General features: G+C 41.5%; 24 protein-coding genes. 8 read left to right on the top strand and 16 right to left on the bottom strand.

The window, feature by feature from the left end:
• The first annotated feature begins 45 nt into the window (after positions 1-45).
• The 3 genes from ACOQON_RS17330 (at position 46) to ACOQON_RS17320 (ending at position 4,837) form a co-directional block, all read left to right on the top strand.
• Positions 46-1,449, top strand: coding sequence for an aldehyde dehydrogenase family protein (locus ACOQON_RS17330; protein ID WP_420576687.1), 1,404 nt, complete (start codon positions 46-48; stop codon positions 1,447-1,449).
• Positions 1,450-1,452: 3 nt separating this feature from the next.
• Positions 1,453-1,854: a hypothetical protein gene (locus ACOQON_RS17325; RefSeq protein WP_420576686.1), complete on the top strand. Its 402-nt coding sequence runs from the start codon at positions 1,453-1,455 to the stop codon at positions 1,852-1,854.
• An 82-nt stretch (positions 1,855-1,936) separates the two neighbouring features.
• A complete protein-coding gene (locus ACOQON_RS17320; RefSeq protein ID WP_420576685.1) occupies positions 1,937-4,837 on the top strand; it encodes an AsmA-like C-terminal region-containing protein in 2,901 nt (966 codons plus the stop codon).
• A 20-nt stretch (positions 4,838-4,857) separates the two neighbouring features.
• Here the strand turns inward: ACOQON_RS17320 and rodA are convergent, their stop codons facing one another.
• From rodA to ACOQON_RS17290, 6 genes are all read right to left on the bottom strand, one after another.
• Positions 4,858-6,126: a rod shape-determining protein RodA gene (gene rodA, locus ACOQON_RS17315; protein WP_420576684.1), complete on the bottom strand. Its 1,269-nt coding sequence runs from the start codon at positions 6,124-6,126 to the stop codon at positions 4,858-4,860.
• Complete coding sequence (locus tag ACOQON_RS17310) at positions 6,095-7,891, bottom strand: penicillin-binding transpeptidase domain-containing protein (RefSeq protein WP_420576683.1); 1,797 nt, start codon at positions 7,889-7,891, stop codon at positions 6,095-6,097. The genes rodA and ACOQON_RS17310 overlap by 32 nt, the downstream gene beginning before the upstream one ends.
• 23 nt (positions 7,892-7,914) lie before the next feature.
• Entirely contained in the window at positions 7,915-8,430 is a 516-nt protein-coding gene (locus ACOQON_RS17305; RefSeq protein ID WP_420576682.1) for a hypothetical protein, read from the bottom strand.
• The gene (mreC, locus tag ACOQON_RS17300; protein ID WP_420576681.1) at positions 8,427-9,227 is read right to left on the bottom strand and encodes a rod shape-determining protein MreC; all 801 of its coding nucleotides are present in this window, start codon (positions 9,225-9,227) and stop codon (positions 8,427-8,429) included. Before mreC ends, ACOQON_RS17305 begins: the two co-directional genes overlap by 4 nt.
• Before the next feature lie 7 nt (positions 9,228-9,234).
• Positions 9,235-10,266, bottom strand: a complete 1,032-nt coding sequence (locus ACOQON_RS17295) for a rod shape-determining protein (RefSeq protein WP_420576680.1) — start codon at positions 10,264-10,266, stop codon at positions 9,235-9,237.
• A gap of 88 nt (positions 10,267-10,354) precedes the next feature.
• Positions 10,355-11,605, bottom strand: coding sequence for a TAXI family TRAP transporter solute-binding subunit (locus ACOQON_RS17290; protein WP_420576679.1), 1,251 nt, complete (start codon positions 11,603-11,605; stop codon positions 10,355-10,357).
• 242 nt (positions 11,606-11,847) lie between these two features.
• Between ACOQON_RS17290 and ACOQON_RS17285 the strand changes: the two genes are divergently transcribed.
• On the top strand, positions 11,848-13,776 hold the full coding sequence (locus ACOQON_RS17285) for a CASTOR/POLLUX-related putative ion channel (RefSeq protein WP_420576678.1): 1,929 nt from the start codon (positions 11,848-11,850) through the stop codon (positions 13,774-13,776).
• Here the strand turns inward: ACOQON_RS17285 and ACOQON_RS17280 are convergent.
• Positions 13,773-13,946: a hypothetical protein gene (locus ACOQON_RS17280; RefSeq protein ID WP_420576677.1), complete on the bottom strand. Its 174-nt coding sequence runs from the start codon at positions 13,944-13,946 to the stop codon at positions 13,773-13,775. The two genes, ACOQON_RS17285 and ACOQON_RS17280, sit on opposite strands and share 4 nt — an antisense overlap.
• A gap of 180 nt (positions 13,947-14,126) precedes the next feature.
• Between ACOQON_RS17280 and gdhA the strand changes: the two genes are divergently transcribed.
• Entirely contained in the window at positions 14,127-15,476 is a 1,350-nt protein-coding gene (gene gdhA / locus ACOQON_RS17275) for an NADP-specific glutamate dehydrogenase (RefSeq protein WP_420576676.1), read from the top strand.
• Here gdhA and ACOQON_RS17270 read toward each other — a convergent pair.
• Together ACOQON_RS17270 and ACOQON_RS17265 are read right to left on the bottom strand one after the other, a co-directional pair.
• Positions 15,473-16,069, bottom strand: coding sequence for a class I SAM-dependent methyltransferase (locus ACOQON_RS17270; protein WP_420576675.1), 597 nt, complete (start codon positions 16,067-16,069; stop codon positions 15,473-15,475). The genes gdhA and ACOQON_RS17270 overlap by 4 nt on opposite strands.
• Before the next feature lie 9 nt (positions 16,070-16,078).
• Positions 16,079-16,495 (bottom strand): Hsp20/alpha crystallin family protein, encoded by a 417-nt coding sequence (locus ACOQON_RS17265; protein WP_420576674.1) that lies wholly within the window; start codon positions 16,493-16,495, stop codon positions 16,079-16,081.
• A 178-nt stretch (positions 16,496-16,673) separates the two neighbouring features.
• Here ACOQON_RS17265 and ACOQON_RS17260 point away from each other — a divergent pair, with 178 nt between their 5' ends.
• The 3 genes from ACOQON_RS17260 to ACOQON_RS17250 all read left to right on the top strand — a co-directional run bounded on the left by ACOQON_RS17260 (position 16,674) and on the right by ACOQON_RS17250 (position 18,528).
• Positions 16,674-17,261 carry a hypothetical protein gene (locus ACOQON_RS17260; RefSeq protein WP_420576673.1) on the top strand — a complete coding sequence of 196 codons (588 nt, stop codon included), beginning with the start codon at positions 16,674-16,676 and terminating at the stop codon, positions 17,259-17,261.
• A gap of 83 nt (positions 17,262-17,344) precedes the next feature.
• Positions 17,345-18,004 (top strand): LiaF transmembrane domain-containing protein, encoded by a 660-nt coding sequence (locus ACOQON_RS17255; protein WP_420576672.1) that lies wholly within the window; start codon positions 17,345-17,347, stop codon positions 18,002-18,004.
• A gap of 8 nt (positions 18,005-18,012) precedes the next feature.
• Entirely contained in the window at positions 18,013-18,528 is a 516-nt protein-coding gene (locus ACOQON_RS17250; protein WP_420576671.1) for a GNAT family N-acetyltransferase, read from the top strand.
• Here the strand turns inward: ACOQON_RS17250 and ACOQON_RS17245 are convergent.
• The 7 genes from ACOQON_RS17245 to ACOQON_RS17215 form a co-directional block, all read right to left on the bottom strand.
• A complete protein-coding gene (locus tag ACOQON_RS17245) occupies positions 18,505-19,122 on the bottom strand; it encodes a LysE family translocator (protein WP_420576670.1) in 618 nt (205 codons plus the stop codon). The two genes, ACOQON_RS17250 and ACOQON_RS17245, sit on opposite strands and share 24 nt — an antisense overlap.
• Entirely contained in the window at positions 19,119-20,144 is a 1,026-nt protein-coding gene (locus ACOQON_RS17240; protein ID WP_420576669.1) for a hypothetical protein, read from the bottom strand. Before ACOQON_RS17240 ends, ACOQON_RS17245 begins: the two co-directional genes overlap by 4 nt.
• Before the next feature lie 3 nt (positions 20,145-20,147).
• The gene (locus ACOQON_RS17235; RefSeq protein WP_420576668.1) at positions 20,148-20,657 is read right to left on the bottom strand and encodes a DinB family protein; all 510 of its coding nucleotides are present in this window, start codon (positions 20,655-20,657) and stop codon (positions 20,148-20,150) included.
• 74 nt (positions 20,658-20,731) lie between these two features.
• The gene (locus ACOQON_RS17230) at positions 20,732-21,208 is read right to left on the bottom strand and encodes a regulatory protein RecX (RefSeq protein WP_420576667.1); all 477 of its coding nucleotides are present in this window, start codon (positions 21,206-21,208) and stop codon (positions 20,732-20,734) included.
• A gap of 4 nt (positions 21,209-21,212) precedes the next feature.
• Complete coding sequence (locus ACOQON_RS17225; RefSeq protein ID WP_420576666.1) at positions 21,213-21,692, bottom strand: YcxB family protein; 480 nt, start codon at positions 21,690-21,692, stop codon at positions 21,213-21,215.
• A gap of 52 nt (positions 21,693-21,744) precedes the next feature.
• Positions 21,745-22,602 (bottom strand): carboxylating nicotinate-nucleotide diphosphorylase, encoded by an 858-nt coding sequence (gene nadC, locus ACOQON_RS17220; RefSeq protein WP_420576665.1) that lies wholly within the window; start codon positions 22,600-22,602, stop codon positions 21,745-21,747.
• A gap of 43 nt (positions 22,603-22,645) precedes the next feature.
• Positions 22,646-23,020, bottom strand: a complete 375-nt coding sequence (locus ACOQON_RS17215) for a DUF4783 domain-containing protein (RefSeq protein ID WP_420576664.1) — start codon at positions 23,018-23,020, stop codon at positions 22,646-22,648.
• Between the last annotated feature and the right edge of the window lie 30 nt (positions 23,021-23,050).

Genomic DNA, 23,050 nt, shown 5'->3' with positions numbered 1-23,050 from the left:
GATTAAAAAGTCAGCTTTTCGAGCTGACTTTTTTATTTTTAGAATATGGATACAGCTACACAGTCGCATATTCGTGATCTTTTTGAGGGAGTAAAAAAACATGCCTTAGTACTCAGAAACTCCAGCATCTCAGACCGCAAAACCAAGCTAAAAAAGCTTGAAAACTGGATCATGGATAACCGGAAAGAAATCAAGGATGCAGTATATCAAGACCTGCAAAAACCGCATGAAGAAACAGACCTGACAGAAGTATTCGTCGTGCTGTCAGAAATCAGAAAGGCAAGAAAAAATCTTAAGCAATGGATGATGCCTAAACCAGCATCAGCTAGCATCACATATCTTGGTACGAAAGCTGAGACCTTTTATGAACCCAAGGGCGCATGTCTGATCATAGCTCCATGGAATTATCCATTCCAATTGGCCGTTGGCCCACTGGTTTCTGCGATTGCGGCTGGAAATTCCGTCATCATTAAACCTTCCGAATTTTCTGAAAACACTTCAGAGCTTATTCAGCGAATGTGTTCTGACGTTTTTAAACCTGAAGAAGTGGGTGTTGTACTTGGGGCCATTAAAGAATCGCAAGAGCTGTTATCCTTACCTTTCGATCATATCTTTTTCACTGGCAGTCCTCAGGTGGGCAAAATTGTCATGGAAGCAGCTTCAAAACACCTGACATCTGTCACGCTGGAGCTTGGTGGAAAGTCCCCAACTATTGTTGATCGCTCTGCCAATATTAAAGATGCAGCGCAAAAGATAGCCTGGGGAAAATGGCAAAATGCAGGGCAGGTTTGCATAGCACCAGATTACCTTTTCGTGCATGATGATGTGAAAAAAAAGCTGATAGAGGAGGAGCTAGTAGTCCAGTCAGAAAAGTTGTATGGAAATAAAGAAATGTATGGAGGCATCATTAGTCGTCATCATCACAATAGAATCAACGACCTGATGGCTGATGCTATTAATAAAGGGGCTGACATTGAGTTTGGAGGGAAATCTGATCGTGATAATTTGAGATTTACTCCCACTCTGCTCTCAAATGTATCCAAAGACTCACGGGTTATGGAAGAGGAGATTTTCGGTCCGATTTTACCCCTAATGAGCTATTCAGAAATTGATGAAGTGATTGACTTCATTAATCGAAAACCAAAACCACTTGCCCTCTATATTTTTTCCAAGAAAAAATCAATCATATCAAAGATCAAGAAAAGCACAAGTTCAGGGATGATGACCATCAACGATGTAGTTCTCCAGTTTGCTCATCCTAACCTCCCGATAGGAGGCGTAAATAATAGTGGAATCGGTAAAGCTCACGGACATACAGGTTTCATAGCTTTTTCCAATGAGAAAGCTGTAGTGAAACAACGAGTCGGATTGACGATGGCAAAAACAGTTTACCCTCCTTATTCTGCTTTTAAAAAATTTATGATTGACTTCATGGTTAAGTATTTTTGAGAAGTGAAAAGAATTCTGATCATTCCATTTATCATTATCATTTCATGTGGCTCTCCATCTGATGAGAAAGCTGCAAATCGACCATCCGAATGGCATGGAAACTGGAAAGCAGAATGGGAAACACCTCCTGAATCATATCCGGAAGTTTCAGATATGGAGTTCTACATGGATGGGAGTTTTTTATTTACTTCTGATAGTCTAACAGTAACTGCAAATGGCTACCCAGATTGCATCTTTAATGTGGATACACTTTCTCATACCCAATCGTGGTATGTTTCTAATGACACCCTCTTCCTAATCAATGACCCAGAAAGTCCGGGGATGACTTACCGGGTAGCTTCTAAGTCCGAAGATCGGATCAGGCTTCAGCTGATGGAAGATATCTTCGTTACGCTTTCGAAGTAATTTCGACCTTTCATTTAAAAATGCTTTGCGTTTTATTAGATCGCCCATATTCTCATTAATTTGGTGTTAAAGTAGCTGAATCATGAAAAAGTTTCTTAAAATCCTGGGAACAGTAGTCGTTCTTTTTGTAATAGTCATCATTGTCCTTCCAATCATTTTTAAAGATGATATAAGGAAAGCCCTGGATGACACCATTGCAGAAAGTATTGATGCAACGGTTTACTACGATATTGATGGATTCAGTTTATCTCTAATCAAAAACTTCCCGGATATTACGGTCAGCATGAGTGACTTTGGTGTGGTAGGAAAGGGTGCTTTCGAAAAAGATACGCTTACATCTGTAAAGAATTTTCAGGTAACAGTAGACCTAATGTCCGTTATTAAAGGGGATCAGATTATTGTGGAAGAAATCTCCCTTGATGAGCCAAATATTAAGGTATTAGTTCTGCCAGACGGAACGGCTAATTATGACATAGCAAAAGAATCTGAAAGCGAAGTACTCCCTGCAGCAGAGGAACAGGAGACAGAAAGCACAGATGACACTAGTGAAAATTCGATGAGCATCGGCATTGAGAAGTGGAGTATCAATAATGCCAAACTTATCTATCGCGATCAATCGATGAACTTCTACACATCCCTGGTCGGGCTCAATCATGAGGGTTCCGGTGACTTTACCTTAGATGTTTTTGATATGAAAACAAAAACAACGGTAGAAAAGGCTTCCCTGGGATTTGAAGGAACTGAATATGTATCCAATAAACGTCTTGATCTCGATGTAACACTTAATACGAATCTGGCTGATATGAGGTTCACATTCAAGGAGAATCGCTTTGCTGTTAATCAGTTCGCCATTGAAGCAGATGGATATATCAGCATGCCTGGTGATGACATTGATATGGACATAACATTTGGAGGAAAAGAGATTAGCATTAAAAGTATTTTATCACTCATCCCGGGTGTGTTTCAGGAGTACCTTGATGGTGTAAATGCAAGTGGTAATATTGGATTTGATGGGTATGTAAAAGGAACATTTAATGAAACCTCCATGCCAAAAATCGCTGCAAACCTAGCCGTGGAGAATGGAAGAATCAGCTATGATGATTTCAATATCCCTATTGAAAACCTGAACATCCAATCCAATTTTAATTACCCATCCGCAGACCTGGCAGAAACCAGTTTCAATATTGACAAATTTTCAATGCTGGTAGATGGTGAGTCTGTAGAAGCCTACCTGAAATTCAAGAATTTAGAAAATTATCAATGGGATTTTGGATTTGAAGGCAATGCAGATCTGGAAAAAATCACCAAAGTAGTGCCATTAGAAGGGATGACCCTTTTAGGAAAAATCAACGCCCAGCTTAAGACTGCTGGTCAGATGGCAGACGTTGAAGCAGAGCGATTCGATAAGCTTCCTACCTCAGGCAGCCTGACGATCAGCGACTTTCTATTCAAAAGTGACGATTTGCCCCAGGGCTTTAGCATCTCAAGAGCTAACATGATGTTCGACCCTTCAGACATCACCCTGTCTGAGTTTTCAGCTAAATCAGGAAACTCTGATTTCAATCTTTCAGGAAAGGTTAGTAACTATCTGGGTTATGCCCTCTCAGATGAAATGCTGGTAGGAAACCTGACGTTCAATTCAACTTTAATTGATATCAATGAACTCATGCCGGAAGAAAGCATGGAAGAAGAGGCTGAAGATGAAAGTCTTCCACGAGAAGGTGAGGGTGTTAGCGAGGAAGAAATGGAAGTAGTCAAAATTCCAGAGAACATCGATTTCACACTTGTCTCTTCAATAGACAAAATTGATTATTCAAATATGCCAATCACCAACTTTCAGGGAAAAGTCTTGGTAAAAGACGGTGCAATCATTCTCGACAGAAACAGCTTCAATATGCTGGATGGTACGTTTGAGCTGACTGGATCATATGTAACAAAAGACCTGGACAAGCCAAAGTATAGCCTTGGCTTTAAGATCAAGGACTTGTCCATCGGAAATGCTTTTCAAACGTTTGAAACCGTACAATCTTATGTTCCTATTGCCAAGCAAGTAACTGGCAAATTCTCTACAGACTTTAATGTGAGTGGACTACTTGGCGAAGACATGATGCCCATAATGGAAGCCATCAATCTAAAAGGATTGGTAAATGTGGCGCAGGCAAAGTTGGAAGGGGGCACATTTATGCAAAAGCTGTCCTCTGTAGCAGCTCTAAAAACAGGTGCTGCAGATGGTGGTACCAAGGATAATATCTCTTTGAAAGACGTTTTGATCAAAACGGAAATCAAAGACGGGAGAATGTATGTTGAGCCGTTCGAACTAAACGTCAAAGGTCAAAAAGCAGTAGTTGGAGGCAACAACACCATTGACGGTAAGCTGAATTATTCCATGTTATTGAAAGACATACCAACTGGTGCTGTTGGTGATGCACTGAATAATGCAATAAGCTCATTTACCGGAGGTAAAAAATTGATCGCGGACAAAATTGATCTGGATTTAGGTATAGGTGGAACCTATGACGACCCGCAAGTAAAACTTTTGGGAAGCAGCGAATCGTCCGGTGGTTCTGGTGCTGCAGACTCTTTCAAAAAACAAATTTCATCACAAGTAGACGAACAAAAAGCTAAAGCTGAGGCAGAGCTTGCAAAGAAAAAAGCTGAAGCAGAGGCAAAAGCAAAAGCTGAGTTAGAACAGCAGAAAGAGGAACAGCGAAAGAAAATTATCTCAGAAGCACAGGCTCAAGCTGCTGAAATCAGAAAGAAAGGAAAAGCAAGCGCTGAAAAGGTCAGAAAAGAGGGATACGAAGCTGCTGATAAACTAATTAAAGATGCCGGCTCGAATCCAATCAAAAAGAAAGTAGCTGAGGAAGCCGCTAAGAAACTAAGAGCGGAAACCAATGATAAAGCTGACGCTATCGAAGCAGAGGCGAATAAAAAAGCGGATAAAATAATAGCAGAAGCGAAAGCAAAAGCAGCTGAAATATAAGGGCAATAAAAGATAACCGCTTACCAACGCTGCAATACCTGCATGCGGTGAGCATCCAGTTTCAGAAAGCTGAAGAGTAAAATGGTGAATGCCCATAACGAGGAACCTCCATAGCTAAAGAACGGCAATGGAATGCCAATCACCGGGAAAAGCCCTATGGTCATGGCAATATTCACGGTAAAGTGGAAGAAAATGATACTCACTACAGCATAGCCAAATATTCTTGAAAAAGTAGATTTTTGCCGTTCTGCCAAGTATGCCAGCCTTAAAAGCAAGGTTGTGAAAAGAGCCAGTAAGAAAATACTTCCAACCCACCCCTGCTCTTCTCCAATGGTGCAGAAAATAAAGTCAGTTGTTTGTTCCGGAACGAAATCAAACTTCGTTTGGGTCCCTTCCAAAAATCCTTTTCCGGCAAACCCACCAGAGCCTATTGCAATTTTTGATTGTGTGACATTCCAGCCTGCACCTAATGGATCAATATTGGGATTTACCAATGAAAGAACCCGCTTTTGCTGGTGTGGCTTTAATACTTCGGTAAGGACAAAGTCCACACTGCGAACTGCGAGGGTCACAATAATAGCCGATGCAACGATATAAAGCAGTCGTTTCGGATTTCGGGCATTCAAACCCAGTGCAAGTAAAGTGACTATTGCAATGCCAGCCAGCAGCACCGTTTGGCTAACCAACAAAGTCAAAATAAATACGGCGAAAATGGAAATGGCAAGGATTAATATCTGTGGTGGCATTCCTTCTCTGAACATAGGAATCACCAAGGCGGCAAATACCAGTGCAGTACCTGTATCCCCCTGTAAAACAATCAATGCCATCGGAAGTAGAATGATGGCGAATGATACTCCTAACGTATTGATGTTTTCCAACTTTCTTGTTGGGTGATCAAGATACCTGGCAAGAGCAAAGGCTGTTGCAAACTTTGCAAACTCTGAAGGCTGTAGACCAAACCCTCCAATTCCAACCCATGATTTAGACCCTGCTACCTCCTTACCACCTACAAGGATTAAGAGTAATAGAACCATCAATACCCCATAGATCACATAGGCAAATGAGTCAAAAAACTTATAGTCGAAGAAGAATAAACCAAACGCAATGAGTGCTGACGCTGCAATCCAAACCAACTGCCTTCCTGCACTCGTCCCAAAATCAAAAATGCTCTGATCCATTTCGGGATCATATTCTGCGGCATAGATATTTAACCAGCCTGCTAGCACAAGCGCCCCAAAGAGTAGGACCGAGATCCAATCAATTTTCTGCGAGAGTGGGTCTTGGCGCATTTTCAGGTAAATATCTTTCTTCTAACACATAATCTTCAAGCCATGGACGTGACACGGTCCCTAGCACATATTTCTCTGCCATCAAACTGGCTACCGAAACAGCCGCTCTTCCTCCTTGTCCTGCATTCTCAACATAAGCCGCTATGGAAATCTTCGGATCATCCAATGGTGCAAAACCCATGAAACCGGAGTGATCTTCACCGTGAGGATTCTGAACCGTACTGGTTTTGCCCGCAAGTTTCAGGCTATCTAAATAGCCTCTTCTTCCAGACCCTGCCATCACTACCTGCTCCATTCCTTTTACAATCGGCCCAAACAAAGCCGGGTCAAATGGCAAAATTTCTTTCTGGATGTTGGGGTTTGGCCAGCCTTGAATCTTGTCAACTACGTGAGGGGTAATAAAGTACCCCCGGTTTGCCAGAATGGCGCCAAGGTTGGCCATCTGCAAGGGTGTCACCTGCAGCTCCCCCTGACCAATGCTCAGAGAGGCAATGTTGGAATATTTCCACCTCTTAGGTCCATAGACTCGATCATAATACTCTATGCTAGGCAGATTTCCGGCTTTTTCGTTAGGTAAATCCACCCCAAGATTTCTACCTAAGCCAAATTCTTTTACATACTCCCTCCACTTTTCCAGACCAATTCTGGCATCAAGGAACTGACTTTCCTCCACACCTTGTTCCACCATTCTACGCATCACCAAATAGAAATAATTATTGGAAGACTTGGTGATCGCTTTAACCATATCATAAGGGCCGGGTGGAGCCAGGTCACCAATGTTGGATCCATCCGTGCGAATAATTTCGTCTGCTCTGACCACCCCTTCATGCATAGCTATAATCCCCTGGATCGTCTTGAACATGGACCCTGGTGGATACATCGCTTGAAGAGGACGATTGAAAAGCGGCTTATCTTCGTTATTGTTAAGATCTGGGAAATTTTTGCTGAGATTCTTTCCACTCAACAATTGCGGGTCATACGAAGGAGCTGAAACAAGAGCTAAAATTCTTCCGGTCTTTGGTTCAATCGCAACCACACTTCCCACCTTTCCTTCCATTAGCCTTTCAGCATACTGCTGCAGTTCCAAATCTATGGTTAGATGGATATTTTCACCGGACTGAGGAAGGGTATCATATTCTCCATCACGGTAATCATCTTTGATAATCCCCTGCACATTTACTACTTTGAACGTTGCTCCGCGCTTTCCTCTTAAATGCTCTTCGTAGGCTTTCTCTACCCCTCCAATTCCTATGTAATCACCAGAATGATAATAATTGGTGGTATCCCTATTCAAAAAACTCCGGCTTACTTCACCAACATAACCTACCACATTTGCCAGGGATTTGGTGTTGTATGACCGAATGGTTCGTGGCAAAACATAAAAACCGGGATAGTTGATTAACTGATCCTGGAGTCTGGCGAAAAGATCATCTGAAATTTGCTCAATAAATTTTGACGCTAAAATCGATGAGTACTCCTCAGCTTCATTGAGCTTTTCAATTAACTCTTCTCTTTCTATTTCAAGAAGCTGACAAAAAGCAGTCGTGTCTTTGATCTCCGCCTCTGTAGGCACGATCATCAGGTCATAAACAGGCGAATTATAAATCACCAGACTGTCATTACTGTCATATACCAAGCCTCTGAATGGGTACTGCACAATTTTTTGCACCACATTATTCTCCGCCGCAACTTTATAATCCTCCTCTAAAATTTGGATATAAAAGAGCCTAACCGCAAAAACTATTGCAGTAAAGAGAATAAACATTCGTATGATTAACCCTCGCCCTCTCATGCTCGTCTCCTCGTAGGCGTAATGATGAAGTTGATAACGAAAATGATCGCAGTACTAAAGATAGCACTGAAAACAACTTTACTCAAGACCATACCAAAAAGATGGAACCCTCCATTCTCGATTACGAAAATCAAAAAGTGATGAATGAATACAAGTGGAAAGATGAAGTATAAAAAGCCTGACTTCTTAAGTGTGCCTACGTTGAGATTGGTCAATTCCCGTGAATCATCGTTGACGACCTGAAGCCAAAAGTTTCTGCCAAACATAACAGCCACAGAGGCTGATGCATGGATGCCCGGTGTATTGGTAAATACATCAATGAGCAAGCCTGCTAAGAACCCTATCAACATCAGGTAAGACCGACTTAAGGTTCTGGGAAGCAAAAGCAAAAAGCCCACATAAAAGAAACCGAAAGCTTTATCAAACAAGGTAATCCGATGCACGAGTGGCAACTGAACCAGCAAAAGCAGGATCAGGTTTAAAATTTGCTCTTTGATGCTTACTCTTGTCATTGTAGCTGCAATGAATCTTTTTCCTCCTTAAATAGGTCCTTTATGACAAAAACCTGATACAAGCTGGTGAAATCGGTAGCCAATTTCACCTTTGCCTCGTAAAAAGTCATGTGCTCTTCCAGGTTTAAGTCATCCACAACTCCTACCAATATATTTTCAGGAAATACGGAATTGAAGCCTGATGTCACAATCGAATCTCCTTTTTTGAGTTTGATATGACGTGGAATGTATTTAAGACTAGCTCGATCATATGCCTCCTGATCCCATTGAACAGTGCATTTGGTGTCGGTGCGTTTCACTTTGGATGAGACTAAAAGTTTTGGATGCAACAGCGAGTAAATAGTAGCAAAATTCTGTGTTACCGATTTAACCTGTCCCACCACACCAAATGATGAAATCACACCCATTCCTACCTCGACACTATCCTTTCTACCGGCGGAAATAGTTACAAAATTAGTGCTTCTGTCGAACGTGTTGTTAATGACTTTCGCACCAATCACCCGATATTGATTCACCGTATCTAAAAATGAGCTTTTTTCAGTCCTCAGTACTCTCAGCTCCTGCTGTAGCTTTTCATTCTCAAGCATCAGTCGTTCATTCACTTCGGTAAGCTGAAAATAATCGCTTACATTATTCGAGGTGCGAGCAAGGGATGCAGCTGCCTCATTACTTGAATTTAGAAAAGAGGCATTGTACCGATTGTTATAGTTGATTAGAAGCCAAGCACTAAGAATTTCAAGGCCCAAAAAAACGGCTATTTCTCGTTGCTGATAAAGGAAATCTAAAAGCCTTTGCATTCACTTCTTAGGTCATCAATACCGCTTTATATTGATTCAGGTTTTTCAATGCCATTCCAGTTCCACGAACCACCGCTCTCAATGGATCCTCTGCAATATGAATTGGCAATTTGGTCTTCATAGACAGTCGTTTGTCCAGACCTCTGAGCATCGCACCTCCACCTGTCAGGTAGATTCCATTGTCATAGATGTCAGCGGATAATTCCGGTGGAGAAATCTCCAATGCTTTAAGCACAGCCTCTTCAATCTTGGAAACCGACTTATCAATTGCAAAAGCAATTTCTGAATAGGAAATCTTTATTACTTTCGGAATTCCGGTCATCAGATCTCTTCCACGAATTTCATAGTCTTCCGGTGCATCATCATCAAGTTCTGTCAGAGCGGATCCAACTTCGATTTTTACTTTCTCAGCAGTTCGTTCACCAATCAGAAGATTGTGTTGTCTTCGCATATAATCCAGAATATCCTTGTTAAAGGAATCTCCGGCCACACGGATTGACTGATCACATACAATTCCACTCAAAGCAATCACAGCAATCTCAGTGGTTCCCCCTCCAATATCCACAACCATGCTACCTACAGGCTGATCAATGTCTATTCCAATCCCGATAGCAGCTGCGATCGGTTCATGGATCATATACACTTCTTTTGCTCCGGCGTGTTCCGCCGAGTCACGAACCGCCCTTTTTTCCACCTCGGTAATGCCTGATGGAATACATATGATCATTCTGTGAGAAGCAGGCAGAAAGCTCTTTTTGCCTTTATCCATCATTTTGATCATCCCACGGATCATGTGCTCGGCCGCATGGAAATCAGCGATTACCCCGTCCTTAAGCGGACGAATGGTTTTAATGTTCTCGTGAGTTTTTTCGTGCATCTGCATGGCATCTCTGCCTATGGCCAGCACCTTATTTGTGTTTTTATCAATGGCAATAATGGACGGCTCGTCAACAACTACTTTATCCTTGCTGATAATTAGCGTGTTGGCTGTCCCTAAATCAATAGCTATGTCGCTCTGGAAAAAATCAAAAAGACCCATGAATGCTCACTCAGAATTTGTGCACGAATTTAGGTTCGATTTTGCATAAAAGCTAAAGCATCATCAATTAGTGATAAAAGTTTCATTTTTAAGAAGTTGTGCGCTCCCTTTTTGCCTTCAACATGCGCATTTTTCCACGTAGCTCATTGATGGTTTCTTTCGAAAGCTCCATGTAGATTCGGAAACTGTCATTGGCCACCAGCTTTTCTGCAATAAGCATTTCAAACGCTTTATTCTGAGCCGCATGTATTCTTTTTACCTGTGTCATTGCTGAAGGAATTTCTACGATTTTTGGAATAGTGTTTTTGATGTTCATCAAATCCTCATAGAACTCATCTATTTTGTCCTTCTTCTTCTGTGCCTGCCATTTGGTCAAGGAAACAATCCCACTAAAAATGGCGATGACGATCGAAAGTATTACTCCTCCTAATTCAGCATAGCGTTCGAAAAAACTTGGCTCATCCCGATCAAGAAAGGTCCGTGCTCCTTCATGAAGGGGAATGTTAAGAATGCCTTGATTAAAATCTTCTTTTAGCCCATCAAAAAGTAAAGGATCAATGGTGGTGAAAACCTGACGATTTCTGAGCATGGTTTTAGTGAAATCATTGACAGTGACTTCCAGCAATCCTGACCTCACGACCATGATCAAATCAACTGAAAGTGTGACTATCGGTTCCTGTGTATAACCCCAATAAGCTTTTTGAGGGATGACAAATGGGGATAACCGAGGATACTTCAATGCAATACCTTCCACCGTTGAAGCACTCCCCAGACGCTCTACCTGATCAAATGAAAAAAGATTGAAGCCGTCATAGCCAACTAGCTTTTGCAACGTAAATAAATTGGTGAGCTCAACAACAATGTCAGCCTGATCCATTTCAAAAGTCACCTCTAGAATCGAAGGGTCCAGCCCATAAAAGTCAAAGAGGTCCATCATCAAATTATAAGTCGGCGACTCCTCCCTTCCAATGTATACAGGGCCGCTTACCATAAGCGACTCAAATGAGCTCCCATCGATTCCCTCTCGATAAAAAATGTGCAATACCTCAGAGTACACCGAAAAAGCGGAGTTTAAGCCCGGCTGATAATTCACATAATTTTCCACCAGGGCAATATCTACTTGCTCGGAAACCAAGCTATCCAGATTGGCATCCGTGCTTTTTCCCTCTATTAATTTTATATCAACATTATAAAAGGAGCTTTCCAGGAGTTCCTCCATTCTTAAGGCAATTTCCCTGTTGGGTCCTTCGTCATTGTAAATAAAAGTGAAGGTTGTAAGGGTGGGATTACATGATACAACCAAAATAGCGATGATCAGGAACTCAAATATTTTCTTCATAAGAGCATTTTACGGCCATTTTAAAGATACTACCAAATTTTTTGTGTCATCCTTTTGACACTTCGTATTGTAGCTAAATCATGAGCAGTCATAAATTTGCATTATTTTAGGAGTACTTTTGTCGCCTGTAGCCGTGGATGATTATTTTTTGAATGAAAATAAGGCAAGGTTAATCATCCCGTTTTTAGTTAATTCGATGATCGATTTGTTTGAAAACAGGCCGCAAATAACTAGATAGTCACATGAAGAAAATTTCCTTATCGGATAAGATTAAATACCGGTTTGACAGTTTTGTTTCTCAGGGAACCATGGCCATGATCAAGGGGCTGGGTTTAATTACCTTGTTTCTTGTGGTAGTCTCAGCCATTGCTCTGCTACTTATCGGTATTCACCCAGACCATCAGGTTAATGACAGTACTTTCGGAATATTCGAATCCATCTGGGTCAATCTCACACACATATTGGACCCTGGTACAGTTGGGGAGCATGAAGACAACTGGCCGTTTCAGATTTTCATGATGATTGTAACCATCCTGGGATTAATCATCGTAACCACACTTATCGGTTTGGTCTCGAATGGTATTGTGACAAAACTAGAGTCTCTCCGAAAAGGACGATCCTTTGTAATCGAAAAAGACCATGTATTAATACTAGGCTGGTCTTCCAAAATATTCACCATTATTCCGGAAATAGTAGAGGCCAATGAGAACCAAAGACGTGGAGTTGTTGTGATCCTCGCCGATATGGACAAAGTGGTCATGGAAGATGAAATTAAGGATAAGGTTGGGAATACCGCCAACACTGAGGTCATCTGTAGAACAGGAAATCCAATCGATGTTCATGATTTAAAAATTGCCAATCCTTTTGAAGCAAAATCGATCATCATTCTTGATAAAGACAATGAGAACTCAGATAGTCAGATTATCAAAACCATTGTAGCGATTGTAACTGACCCTAAAAGAGATAAGCTCAGAGGTCCGGCTGAAACACGTCCTTATCACATCACTGCTGAAATAGAAGACAAACGAAACTTTGATGTTGCCAAAATGGTGGGTAAGGATGAGGTAGAGCTTATCCTTTCGGATGAGATTATCTCAAAAATCATGGTGCAGACCAGTAGGCAGTCTGGTTTGAGTGTGGTTTACCAGGATTTGATGGATTTTGACGGTGACGAAATTTACTTCGAAAGTGCCCCATCATTGGTAGGAAAAACATTCCGTGAGGTCTTATTTGCCTATGAGGATTCAGCCATTATGGGAATCCAGTTTGCAGACGGGCATGTGTCCATTAATCCGCCTATGGATACCATTTTCAACCAGGGTGACAAAGTGATTGGTATTACAGAAGATGATGATACGCTAGTACCAAATGCTCAGCCGGTAGATCCCCATGAAAGCAAGATCGTATACACCGAACCTGAACCACAGGAGCCAGAAAAACTAATGATTGTAGGTTGGAATGACAGAGCCAGATACATCATCAGAGAGTTGGATTACTATGTTCCACCAGGATCAGAGGTACGGGTAGTTACAAAATTCGCGGATGCCGAGGAAGTTGTGAATAGGTTAAAACAGACGGTTCAAAACATCACTATCGAGTTTGAGGTAGTGGATACCACAGGTAGAGAAACGCTGGAATCGATGAACCTGGAAAACTATGACTACATCATTCTACTTTGCTACCAAAATTATTTTCCTATCCAGGAGGCAGATGCTCAAACGCTCATTACGTTGCTTCACCTTAGAAATTTCACAGAAATAAAGGGAAGCAAGTACAAAATTGTAAGTGAAATGCTGGATATCAGAAACCGTCAATTGGCCGATATCACCAGTGCTGATGATTTCATAGTGAGTGATAAGTTAATCAGTTTACTTATGAGTCAGGTATCTGAAAATAAGGATCTGATGCGCGTTTTTGATGACTTATTTGATGCCGATGGATCTGAGATATACATCAAGCCAGCCAGAGAATATGTGCAAACGGGTGTTTCCATGAACTTCTATACCGTACTGGAGTCTGCCGCAAGGAAGAATGAAGTGGCGATAGGATATCGAAATATATCGAAAGCGAGGCTGGCGGATGAGCAATATGGAGTAGTGCTCAACCCTAAGAAGTCAGAAGAATTTGTCCTGGAAGAAAACGATATGGTTATCGTTCTATCGGAGGATTAAGCATTCTTCAAGGCCTCTCTAATTTCCTTCATTGCCTTTCTTCTATACAATCTGGTGTTATGGCTCGTCGGCTTAATGTTTTGGATGTAATGCAAAACATCATTCTTTTGATGGCCATTCAAATCTCGTACAGAAGTAATAATTTCGCTATCCAGCTTTAAATAATTCATAGTACGTGTGGTTTATATCTAAGTAATTTACGTTGCTCATGTTAGTCAGGTTTTAGGCTAATATTGTATTTCGATTAAATAGATCTTATCTAAATATTAATTAATAGCAATATTCCGTGTTTATACGGAAGGTGAATAGATAAAAAACCCCTAAATTCATTTCATTAAAAGAACTAACCCATGTCTAACCATTCGAAAGAAATTTCGCAGTTCCTAGAGAAAGTTGCGAGCAAAAACCCACACGAATCTGAGTTTTTACAAGCCGTGGAAGAAGTGGCCGAAACCATCATTCCTTTCATAGCTGACAAGCCTAAATACAAAGACGCCAATTTGCTGGAAACCATGTGTGAGCCTGAAAGGGTTTTCATGTTCAGAGTTCCCTGGATCAATGATAAGGGAGAGGTGCAGGTAAATCGTGGCTATCGTATCCAAATGAACTCGGCTATTGGCCCGTATAAGGGAGGTCTGCGATTTCACCCATCGGTAAATTTGAGTATTCTCAAGTTTTTGGCTTTTGAGCAAACCTTCAAAAACAGCTTAACCACCCTTCCCATGGGCGGTGGAAAAGGAGGGTCTGACTTTGATCCAAAAGGAAAAAGTGACAATGAAGTCATGCGCTTTTGCCAGAGCTTTATGACTGAGCTTAGTAAATACATCGGTCAGTTTACGGATGTTCCCGCCGGAGATATTGGTGTAGGTGGTAGAGAGATTGGGTATCTCTTTGGGCAGTACAAACGAGTTCAGGGAGAATTCACTGGTGTTTTAACGGGAAAAGGCCTTTCATACGGAGGTTCTCTGATCCGACCTGAAGCTACAGGTTATGGATGCGTGTACTTTAGTAAGGAAGTATTACATCACAGGGGAGATGGTCTTGATGGCAAAACCGCAATCGTTTCCGGCTCAGGTAACGTGGCTCAGTTCACTGTAGAAAAGCTATTACAAAATGGTGCTAAGGTTCTCTCAATGTCTGACTCAGGCGGTACTATCTATGATAAAGAGGGTATCACTTTTGAAAAACTGGAGTTCATCAAAGAACTGAAAAATGTAAAAAGGGGAAGGATCAAAGAATATGCGGACAAATACAAGACAGACTTTCATGAAGGAAGAACCCCTTGGGACATCAAATGTGATATAGCTTATCCATGTGCCACACAAAATGAGCTTCAGCTGGAAGATGCCAAAACCCTTCAGAAAAATGGATGCATAGGCGTATTCGAAGGAGCCAATATGCCATGTACTGCAGACGCTATAGAGCTGTTCCAGGAACATAAGATGATGTTTAGCCCAGGCAAGGCATCTAACGCTGGAGGTGTTGCTACTTCCGGTTTGGAAATGTCTCAAAACTCATTGAGGCTATCATGGACAAGAGAAGAAGTGGATGAAAAGCTTCAGGGAATCATGAAGGAAATCCACAGAAACTGTGTGCAGCATGGTAAGGTAACTAAAGATTACATCGACTATGTGAAAGGTGCGAACATCGCCGGATTTGTGAAAGTGGCAGATGCCATGCTGGCTCAGGGTTGTGTTTAAAATTTCCTGAGCACAAGAAAACTTTGGGCCCGTTCATCGTGGTGCACTAAGGTCCTTAAGGGTTCGATTTCTTCGAACCCTTTTTTCATTTCTTCATAAAGCGGATTTGTGAGTGCAAAGCGTATTTTGGTATCCGGAAATTCAAATTTTCCTTCTCCTAATGGTTTGGCTAAGGTATTATCAACCGCTGAATCCATGGTAATATAAACCACCCCTCCTGGAGCAAGTATTGAATTTAATTTCTGCCACATCAATTGAAAGTCTTCAATAGAATCAGCAAAGTGTAGCATCCGACTGCAAATGATTAAATCAAACGTTTGTGATGTGTCAGCGGCTCTTAAATCCGCTTCTTTAAAGGTAGCCCGATGGGATTCCAATGTTTGGGCCAAATACTCTAGCAATTTAAGCCTGGATGGATCATTATCCCACCCATGATACACATAGCCATTTCGAATGAAGTAGATCCCGTTTCTCCCCTCACCACAACCAATATCCAGCACACGTGCGTCTTCAGGTACTTTTCCTTTCAGGATTAAATCCATCAGGAAAAGGTCCATGTCACCAAAATGGTTATTGATGTCTTCCGTTTTCACAGAGGCAATTTAATGCCTGTAGATGTCAATATCTTTTTGAAAGCCCCCCGATAATTCACTGAAGGGCATAATAACAACCAAAAGGTCGTCCTCATATTCTGCATGTATATTCTCCAGCTCTACATCAGCTGAAATTTTTATGAGCCCCAGTATATTTGGAAGCGTGTACGCATTCACATGCACATTTTGATAGATCATTAGGTCACTCCCATTTACCTCTACTTTGATATCATCCGGAATAATGGTAGGGACACTCACCTCAAGTCGGTAATGATCTTTCTCGGTTGTTGTCTTAAAAGTTGGGTAGATCGTTCCCCCATTTATGGTATTTACAATACTAGCCGTTTCGGCCAATCGCTTGCTCACATTCTTATCTTCTCTCATATCTTCTCCATTCATGCCCATGGAAAGCAATCCCCGTTCCAATGGCAATTCTTATCAAAAACGTGCCACCCTGACCGATAAGTTTCTCAACTTCGGTCATTTTGGCCGATTCATGTTTTTCTACAATTCATCCAACGAAAGAAACATTCCATCATTTTATCTGTCCTTGGGATAATCTGCATATATAATTTCAAACTCACAATCAGAAAAACATAAACTCATGAAAAGGACACTACTCATTTTATTATCCCTTATTTCATTGACAGCAATCGCTCAAAGTGAACGCCCTAAAACACTCATTGGCAATGACCCGGAGGATATCTCAGGTTTTGGAGCCGTGCTTTTCTCTTTCATGCCGATAGATGGAAGCCTGTCTACCCTGACAGGTGGTGGCGGAGCGGTACTCTTCGACAATACATTTTTTATTGGAGGGTATGGGCTCGGACTCACCGGAAATCATGAACTCAGTCAAGACGGTTCAGATTACACAACCAGCTTTGGGCACGGAGGATTTTGGCTGGGCTACAACATCAAACCGGACAACCTCCTGCACATGGGAGTCGAAACAAAGCTGGGCTGGGGAAGCATGACGACTAAATCAATTGCAACCAATGAAAATGTGAATGAAGACGAGGTGTTTGTCTTCAACCCCCAGTTTTTTGGTGAAGCAAACATTGCTTATTGGTTCAAGGTCAATGCATCGGTAGGCTATCAAAAAACAATCGGAGTAGATAATTCCTTCTATGGCTCGTCTGATTTTGATGGTCCAACATTTGGTATTTCATTGCTTTTCGGTTGGTTCAATTAACCGAAAAATCCAGTAAATTCCCGTTAGCCTTTGAATTCTTCCTCGCAAAGGAAAAAGTCGTTTAACCTAAAAAAGTAAATATTATGGCTTCATCTAATCACAAGCGTGCCATCATCGGGATTATACTTGTAATATTGGGCGCTATCTTTTTATTGGACAATCTGGGGTATGATATCGATATTCCATATTACCTGTTTTCCTGGCCGGCAATCTTTGTGGTAATTGGTATAATCAATCTGCTTTCTGGCAACAGGCGTTCGGCGTTAATCTTTTTTGGGATCGCCACCATCTTCTATTTGCATTACTATGACGTAATCAATCTCCGGGATGTATGGCCGGTCATCTTAATTATCATTGGGCTTTCGTTTATTTTCAGAAAAACCTCCGTCGCAAGAAAGGTAGGAGAAGTGTCTGATAATTTCATTGACGAGGTAGCCATCTTTGGTGGAACGGAGCGGAAATTCATCTCAGATAATCTGCAGGGCGGAAAGATCACCAGTATTTTCGGTGGGTCAGAAATCGACTTTCGAGGATCGAAAGCTCAGGATGGAGCGGTCATTGAAATCTTCTGCATGTTTGGGGGAGTTGAGCTTATGGTACCTGAGGACTGGAAGATAAACATGGATGCTACTGCCATTTTTGGAGGGTTTAGTGATTCCAGAAAAAAAATTAGTGATACGCCAACCGCTACTGTTCACATCAAAGGATTTACCATGTTTGGTGGTGGCGAAATCAAAAGCTAGATAAACCTATGGGTGATGTAGTATTAACTCCATTATCTCAAAAGGATGCTGGTGATATCGCTCGCCTGCTCAATAACAAGAAGATTTGGGACAACATTCGTGATTATGTGCCTCATCCATATGGCATAAAAGATGCGGAACAGTTCATAAAAATGGTCTCCGAGGAAAATCCGGTAATGACATTTGGTATTCGGTGGAATGAATATCTTGCAGGTGTCATTGGCTTCAAATCTCAAACCGATGTTTACAGAAAATCAGTTGAAGTAGGATACTGGATTGGTGAGCCGTTTTGGGGCAAAGGAATTGCCACACAGGCAATCAGGCAAATCGTTTCATATGGTTTTTCCACATTGGATATAAATCGAATTTTTGCTGGTGCATACTCACACAATAAGGCTTCCATGAAAGCACTGGAAAATAGTGGCTTTCAAAAGGAGGGTGTGCTTAGAAAAGCAGTAATTAAAAACGAGGTATTTTTAGACGAGGTACGATTCGGAATTCTAAAAGAGGACCAGCTTCCCTAAAAAATAAACGCCCAATCCTAGCAATAAAAAGCCAGGAACCTTGTGCACCAGGAATGGATTATCAGCGATTTTAGTAAAGCGCTTACCGGAAGCATTGACTGTGAGAAGCAGGCAAAATGTGCCGGAAGCCAAACCAATCAGGTACACCCAAAACCCAAAGCCATCAACATTGATCAGGCCATCATTTTCGAGATAGGTAGTTATGGCCAACCAAAATGGGATGGTCATGGGGTTCAAAAAGCCAAGGATCAATCCTCTTAAAAAGCCATGTCGTCCGGTGATTCTGGTATCTACTTTTACGGATGAGGATGTGGCCTTTGAGAATATGTTCCAGAGCCCCAGGCCTATTAACGCGATTGAGGTGATGATTCGAAAGTAGTCTGCTATCGTTTCATTGTTGTTTAAAAAAATATGAAACTGGACAGTGATGCCACTATAGATAAACTCAACAGCAGAAGCAGCTAACGCAAAAAAGACAGCCGCTCGCTTCTTGCCAAGAATGGCCAGTTGCATCACAGAAACATTGATAGTGCCCGGAGGAATAGAGCCAATGTAGCTAACGATGAAAGCAACAATGAGTGTTTGAATGATCATGAGTTGGCCAACAGGCGATTATATCGTCGGTGCGACTTCCACATATTGAAGCCCTGCCTAAAACTCCAATATGAATGCCTTCTTTTTCGATTTTGGGCGCTAATATCAGACAAAACAGCCAGATGCCAAAAGATAGAACGGTAAGCTTTCCACAAAGAATAACCGGGTTGATAGATGTGTCCGGGCTCAGAGCCAGCTCCATTCAGCTCCAGTATTTTGAAATTTTTTAGTTGTTTCAAATCTTCATATGAATCACATTTCAAGTCGAACCGACCAAAGTAAAAATCCGGAATCTGATCCGCCAGTTTGTTAAAAGCTACATGCAACTCATCATCGATTTCATGATTGTCATCAAGAAATTTCGTTCCTCTGCAATGATTGCCGATTGGTTCTATTAGAATTTGCTCTCCATCCGCCGGAACCTTATCGGCGTTCATCTTAAGAAAATCACTTTTCAAATTCGCCGTAAGCAGTGCCCGATCACTTTCTTTCAACAGCTCCATGATTGTTTGTTTTCCATCACCTATGACATAGAGAAACTCCTTTTTTACAATGGAGGTCACGCGCCCTTTTTCACCGGGCTTCTTCACATAAAAAACGCCCAATTCAATTGGATGGGTCGCCATCTCCTGCAAAAGGAAATCAACCGGGCATGAATTTGCATACTTCTTCACCTCCTCATGATTTGAAATCTTTTTCACCCACGTTCCCCGCTCTCCTATATCTGGTTTAGCTATAAGTGGAAATCCTATTTGTTCCGCTAAAAAAGACGCACGCTCAATATCTCCTTTAGAGATCAATACAGTTTTTGGAAGATACTCACCTGGAATAAGTCTAAATATGTCTGACTTTTTCTCGCCAAACATTCCTCCAAATTTGATGCTCGGATTTGCTGCCGTAAAAAAGAAAAACGATCGGTGTTTCAGTACTAACCATCCGTAATAAAGAAAAACCGGAAAGTACAGAACCGAGAAAGGCCAGTACTCCCAATGGGTCAGCCTGACAAATAGCTTTCTTATCAACGTTTAGTTAGATTTTGCGCTGGCACGATATCTTACCGTAGAGCTGGCAACACCAAAATGTTCAGGCAGAGAAATGTAATTCAATGATTGTTTCACAGCCACTTTGAGTAATGCCATGTGATGAATAGCGTGCTCTATGTTATAAGCCAGCTCTCTGTAAAAACTGCTTTTCATGGGGTGATCCTGTCCTTCCTTGTTAGAGTAATTTGCCTCAAACGTCAATTCAAAATCTTCGGTATTTTCATCCAAAAACGACCGTATCGAATCTATGACGCTTCTGGCAAGCTTACGATCCGTCTCTATGAGCTGATCATGCTTACGCTGATCATAGTTGACCAACCCATCATTTTTCGCATCATAAAGGCAAATGAAAAATTCAAGCGTATGCCGAATATGTTGGCCAAAAGTAGAGCCACTAAGCTCTGCTAACGGACGAGCAAAATCCTCATCACGACAAGAATCTATAATGTGATCCAATTGTGAAAGTAGGTCCTTAGCTGATGAATGAAGCATAAAATTGATTTATCCAAAAATAAACTTACGGATTTTATTTCTTTCTGATTTCAGAATTTTTCGAAAAAGTATTCTTACAGACGTTCTGCATCTAACTTATGGATTGCACTCCAAATCAGATCCATCTCAAAACCCTTTTGGGCCAGGTAGGCAACCGTTTTTTGCTTTCGCTTCATAAATTCTTCTTTTTCCAACTTCACCCATTTGGCTTTTGCAAGTTCCAACAGCCTGCCTTCATACACCTTCGGATCAATCCGGTTTAAGGCATTGGTAATGGCTTCTTCTGAAAGTTTGTGGGGGTAAATGTGGGCTCTGATCTTCTGCTTACCCCAGGAGTTGAATTGAAATTTATCATTGCAATACGCATTTGCAAATCGTTGCTCGTCCACAAAGCCTTCTTTAGATAGCTCCGCTACCACTTGAGCCACTTGCTCTTCAGGTAGACCCCAGCTCTGTAGTTTTTCGAATAGCTCATTTGGCGATCGCTCGCGAAAAGCACAAAACCTTCCGGCTCGCTGCTTCGCTTCTTTGATGCCCAACTTTCGAGCCATGTCGCTATTTTTCGGAGATGTAGCCCTTACGCTTCAGAACCGTCTCAATGAAGCGTATTTCATTGTCATTGTTGAACGTCTTAAAAGGAAGGTGGATGAGCTGTGCTTTACTGGCAAAAAATGTAAACCCGTCTTTTCCCTTCTTTGCGCGTTTGATCTGATCCCACTTCATTGGCATGCCTTGCTTGGCATTCATCTTAATCAGTATCTGCTGAGATGAAATCTCATAGGATAGTTTTTGGAACATGAATTTTCCTTGCTCCAGCTGTGTGATCCCCGCAAATTGAATCAACCAGAAAAGCATATAGAGTGCAAGTCCGATAGACGCACCAGTGATCCACCAATGATTTGGGATCCAAAAATATCCTGAGCAAATGGCCAGGAAAATCAAGAATACCCACCATTGCTGCTTTAGTGCCGCTTTAAAAGCTATTCCGATGTATTTTTTTGTTGGAAGCTGGTATTTTTTTGTCCTTACTATCATGGCTCAATCGCTCTTTTCTACTTCAAAAATGATTCTACCGCGAATATAGAGTTTAAATAGCTTTGAGACTCATGTCCAGGCTCTTGTATGAGTGTGTGAGCGCACCTACAGAAATGAAGTCTACGCCTGTTTCGGCTATCTCAGCTATCGTTTTTTCAGTGATTCCACCTGATGCCTCGGTTTCAAATCTTCCTCCAATCATTTTAATGGCCTGACGGATATCGGACGGCAGCATATTATCAAGCATTACCCGATGTACATTCCCTACAGCCAACACCTCCTCAAGCTCACGCAGGCTCCTTACCTCTATCTCAATATTTAGCTTCAAATCATTCTTTTCCAGATACGCCACTGTCTGATTTATCGCATTTTTCACTCCTCCGGCAAAATCAATATGATTGTCTTTAAGCATCACCATGTCATAAAGACCGAAGCGATGATTGACACCTCCTCCTATTACTACTGCCCATTTTTCGGGTAGCCTAAATAGTGGGGTTGTTTTTCGTGTATCCAACAGCTTTGCTTTTGTCCCCTTAATCAATTGGTTCATGTGATGTGTATAAGTGGCTATTCCACTCATTCGCTGCAGGCAATTGAGCACTAGTCTTTCTGCCGATAGGATCGATTGTGAATTCCCCTCCACAGAAAAGGCTACTTCCCCATTTTCTATTTCATCTCCATCCTTTTTATGAAAATCCAACACGAGTTTTGGGTCAACATGATTGAAAATTTTCTCTGCCAACTCCAATCCGGCAATAATTCCATCATCCTTTATGATACAATGAGCTTGACTCTTCGCATCATTCGGGATTGACCCTAATGAAGAGTGATCGCCATCACCAATGTCTTCGGCAAGGGCTGCTTTTATAAAAGCGTTGATCTTTTTGGTAGTTAAATATGGTAGCTCCATAACAAGGCGGATTTCTAAGAAAACAGGCGGAAGGCGAAATTGGTTACTCTTGACTGAAATTCAAAGTGTCAATCAGGTATTTGTCGCCTATTTTTTTAATGAACATGACCACACGATACGCCCCATTTTCGTGCGTATACCTCCCAATATTGTATTTGAGCCCCTCAGGAGCCGATCCTTGATGGATATAAGTGAAATTCTTAGGTGGGTTTTTAGTGAAGAAATTTCTTAAAATCACCTCTGCTTGAGTTTTACTGTAGTTTGAACTTTCACCGTTGATTTTTATCTCCACGGTTTCATTACAAAACTTGATCAACTCCTTTGAACTACCCGCTTTGATGGCTGTCCCTATATTTTTTACCGTCTCATCCTGCGAGGGTGAAAGCAAAAGGGCGCATAACAACATTAGCATTTTCATTTCGTCGGTTTTTCAAATGTTTGTACACAA

The organism is Ekhidna sp., assembly GCF_965221965.1.
Taxonomy (GTDB): Bacteria; Bacteroidota; Bacteroidia; order Cytophagales; family Cyclobacteriaceae; genus Ekhidna.
This window is presented reverse-complemented; position numbering and strand designations above follow the sequence as displayed.

Coding starts and splice junctions, on each gene's coding strand:
- ACOQON_RS17330 (WP_420576687.1), top strand. CDS start 46: ATGGATACAGCTACACAGTCGCATATTCGTGATCTTTTTGAGGGAGTA.
- ACOQON_RS17320 (WP_420576685.1), top strand. CDS start 1,937: ATGAAAAAGTTTCTTAAAATCCTGGGAACAGTAGTCGTTCTTTTTGTA.
- rodA (WP_420576684.1), bottom strand. CDS start 6,126: ATGCGCCAAGACCCACTCTCGCAGAAAATTGATTGGATCTCGGTCCTA.
- ACOQON_RS17310 (WP_420576683.1), bottom strand. CDS start 7,891: ATGTTTATTCTCTTTACTGCAATAGTTTTTGCGGTTAGGCTCTTTTAT.
- ACOQON_RS17305 (WP_420576682.1), bottom strand. CDS start 8,430: ATGACAAGAGTAAGCATCAAAGAGCAAATTTTAAACCTGATCCTGCTT.
- mreC (WP_420576681.1), bottom strand. CDS start 9,227: ATGCAAAGGCTTTTAGATTTCCTTTATCAGCAACGAGAAATAGCCGTT.
- ACOQON_RS17295 (WP_420576680.1), bottom strand. CDS start 10,266: ATGGGTCTTTTTGATTTTTTCCAGAGCGACATAGCTATTGATTTAGGG.
- ACOQON_RS17290 (WP_420576679.1), bottom strand. CDS start 11,605: ATGAAGAAAATATTTGAGTTCCTGATCATCGCTATTTTGGTTGTATCA.
- ACOQON_RS17285 (WP_420576678.1), top strand. CDS start 11,848: ATGAAGAAAATTTCCTTATCGGATAAGATTAAATACCGGTTTGACAGT.
- ACOQON_RS17280 (WP_420576677.1), bottom strand. CDS start 13,946: ATGAATTATTTAAAGCTGGATAGCGAAATTATTACTTCTGTACGAGAT.
- gdhA (WP_420576676.1), top strand. CDS start 14,127: ATGTCTAACCATTCGAAAGAAATTTCGCAGTTCCTAGAGAAAGTTGCG.
- ACOQON_RS17260 (WP_420576673.1), top strand. CDS start 16,674: ATGAAAAGGACACTACTCATTTTATTATCCCTTATTTCATTGACAGCA.
- ACOQON_RS17255 (WP_420576672.1), top strand. CDS start 17,345: ATGGCTTCATCTAATCACAAGCGTGCCATCATCGGGATTATACTTGTA.
- ACOQON_RS17250 (WP_420576671.1), top strand. CDS start 18,013: ATGGGTGATGTAGTATTAACTCCATTATCTCAAAAGGATGCTGGTGAT.
- ACOQON_RS17245 (WP_420576670.1), bottom strand. CDS start 19,122: ATGATCATTCAAACACTCATTGTTGCTTTCATCGTTAGCTACATTGGC.
- ACOQON_RS17235 (WP_420576668.1), bottom strand. CDS start 20,657: ATGCTTCATTCATCAGCTAAGGACCTACTTTCACAATTGGATCACATT.
- ACOQON_RS17230 (WP_420576667.1), bottom strand. CDS start 21,208: ATGGCTCGAAAGTTGGGCATCAAAGAAGCGAAGCAGCGAGCCGGAAGG.
- ACOQON_RS17225 (WP_420576666.1), bottom strand. CDS start 21,692: ATGATAGTAAGGACAAAAAAATACCAGCTTCCAACAAAAAAATACATC.
- nadC (WP_420576665.1), bottom strand. CDS start 22,602: ATGGAGCTACCATATTTAACTACCAAAAAGATCAACGCTTTTATAAAA.
- ACOQON_RS17215 (WP_420576664.1), bottom strand. CDS start 23,020: ATGAAAATGCTAATGTTGTTATGCGCCCTTTTGCTTTCACCCTCGCAG.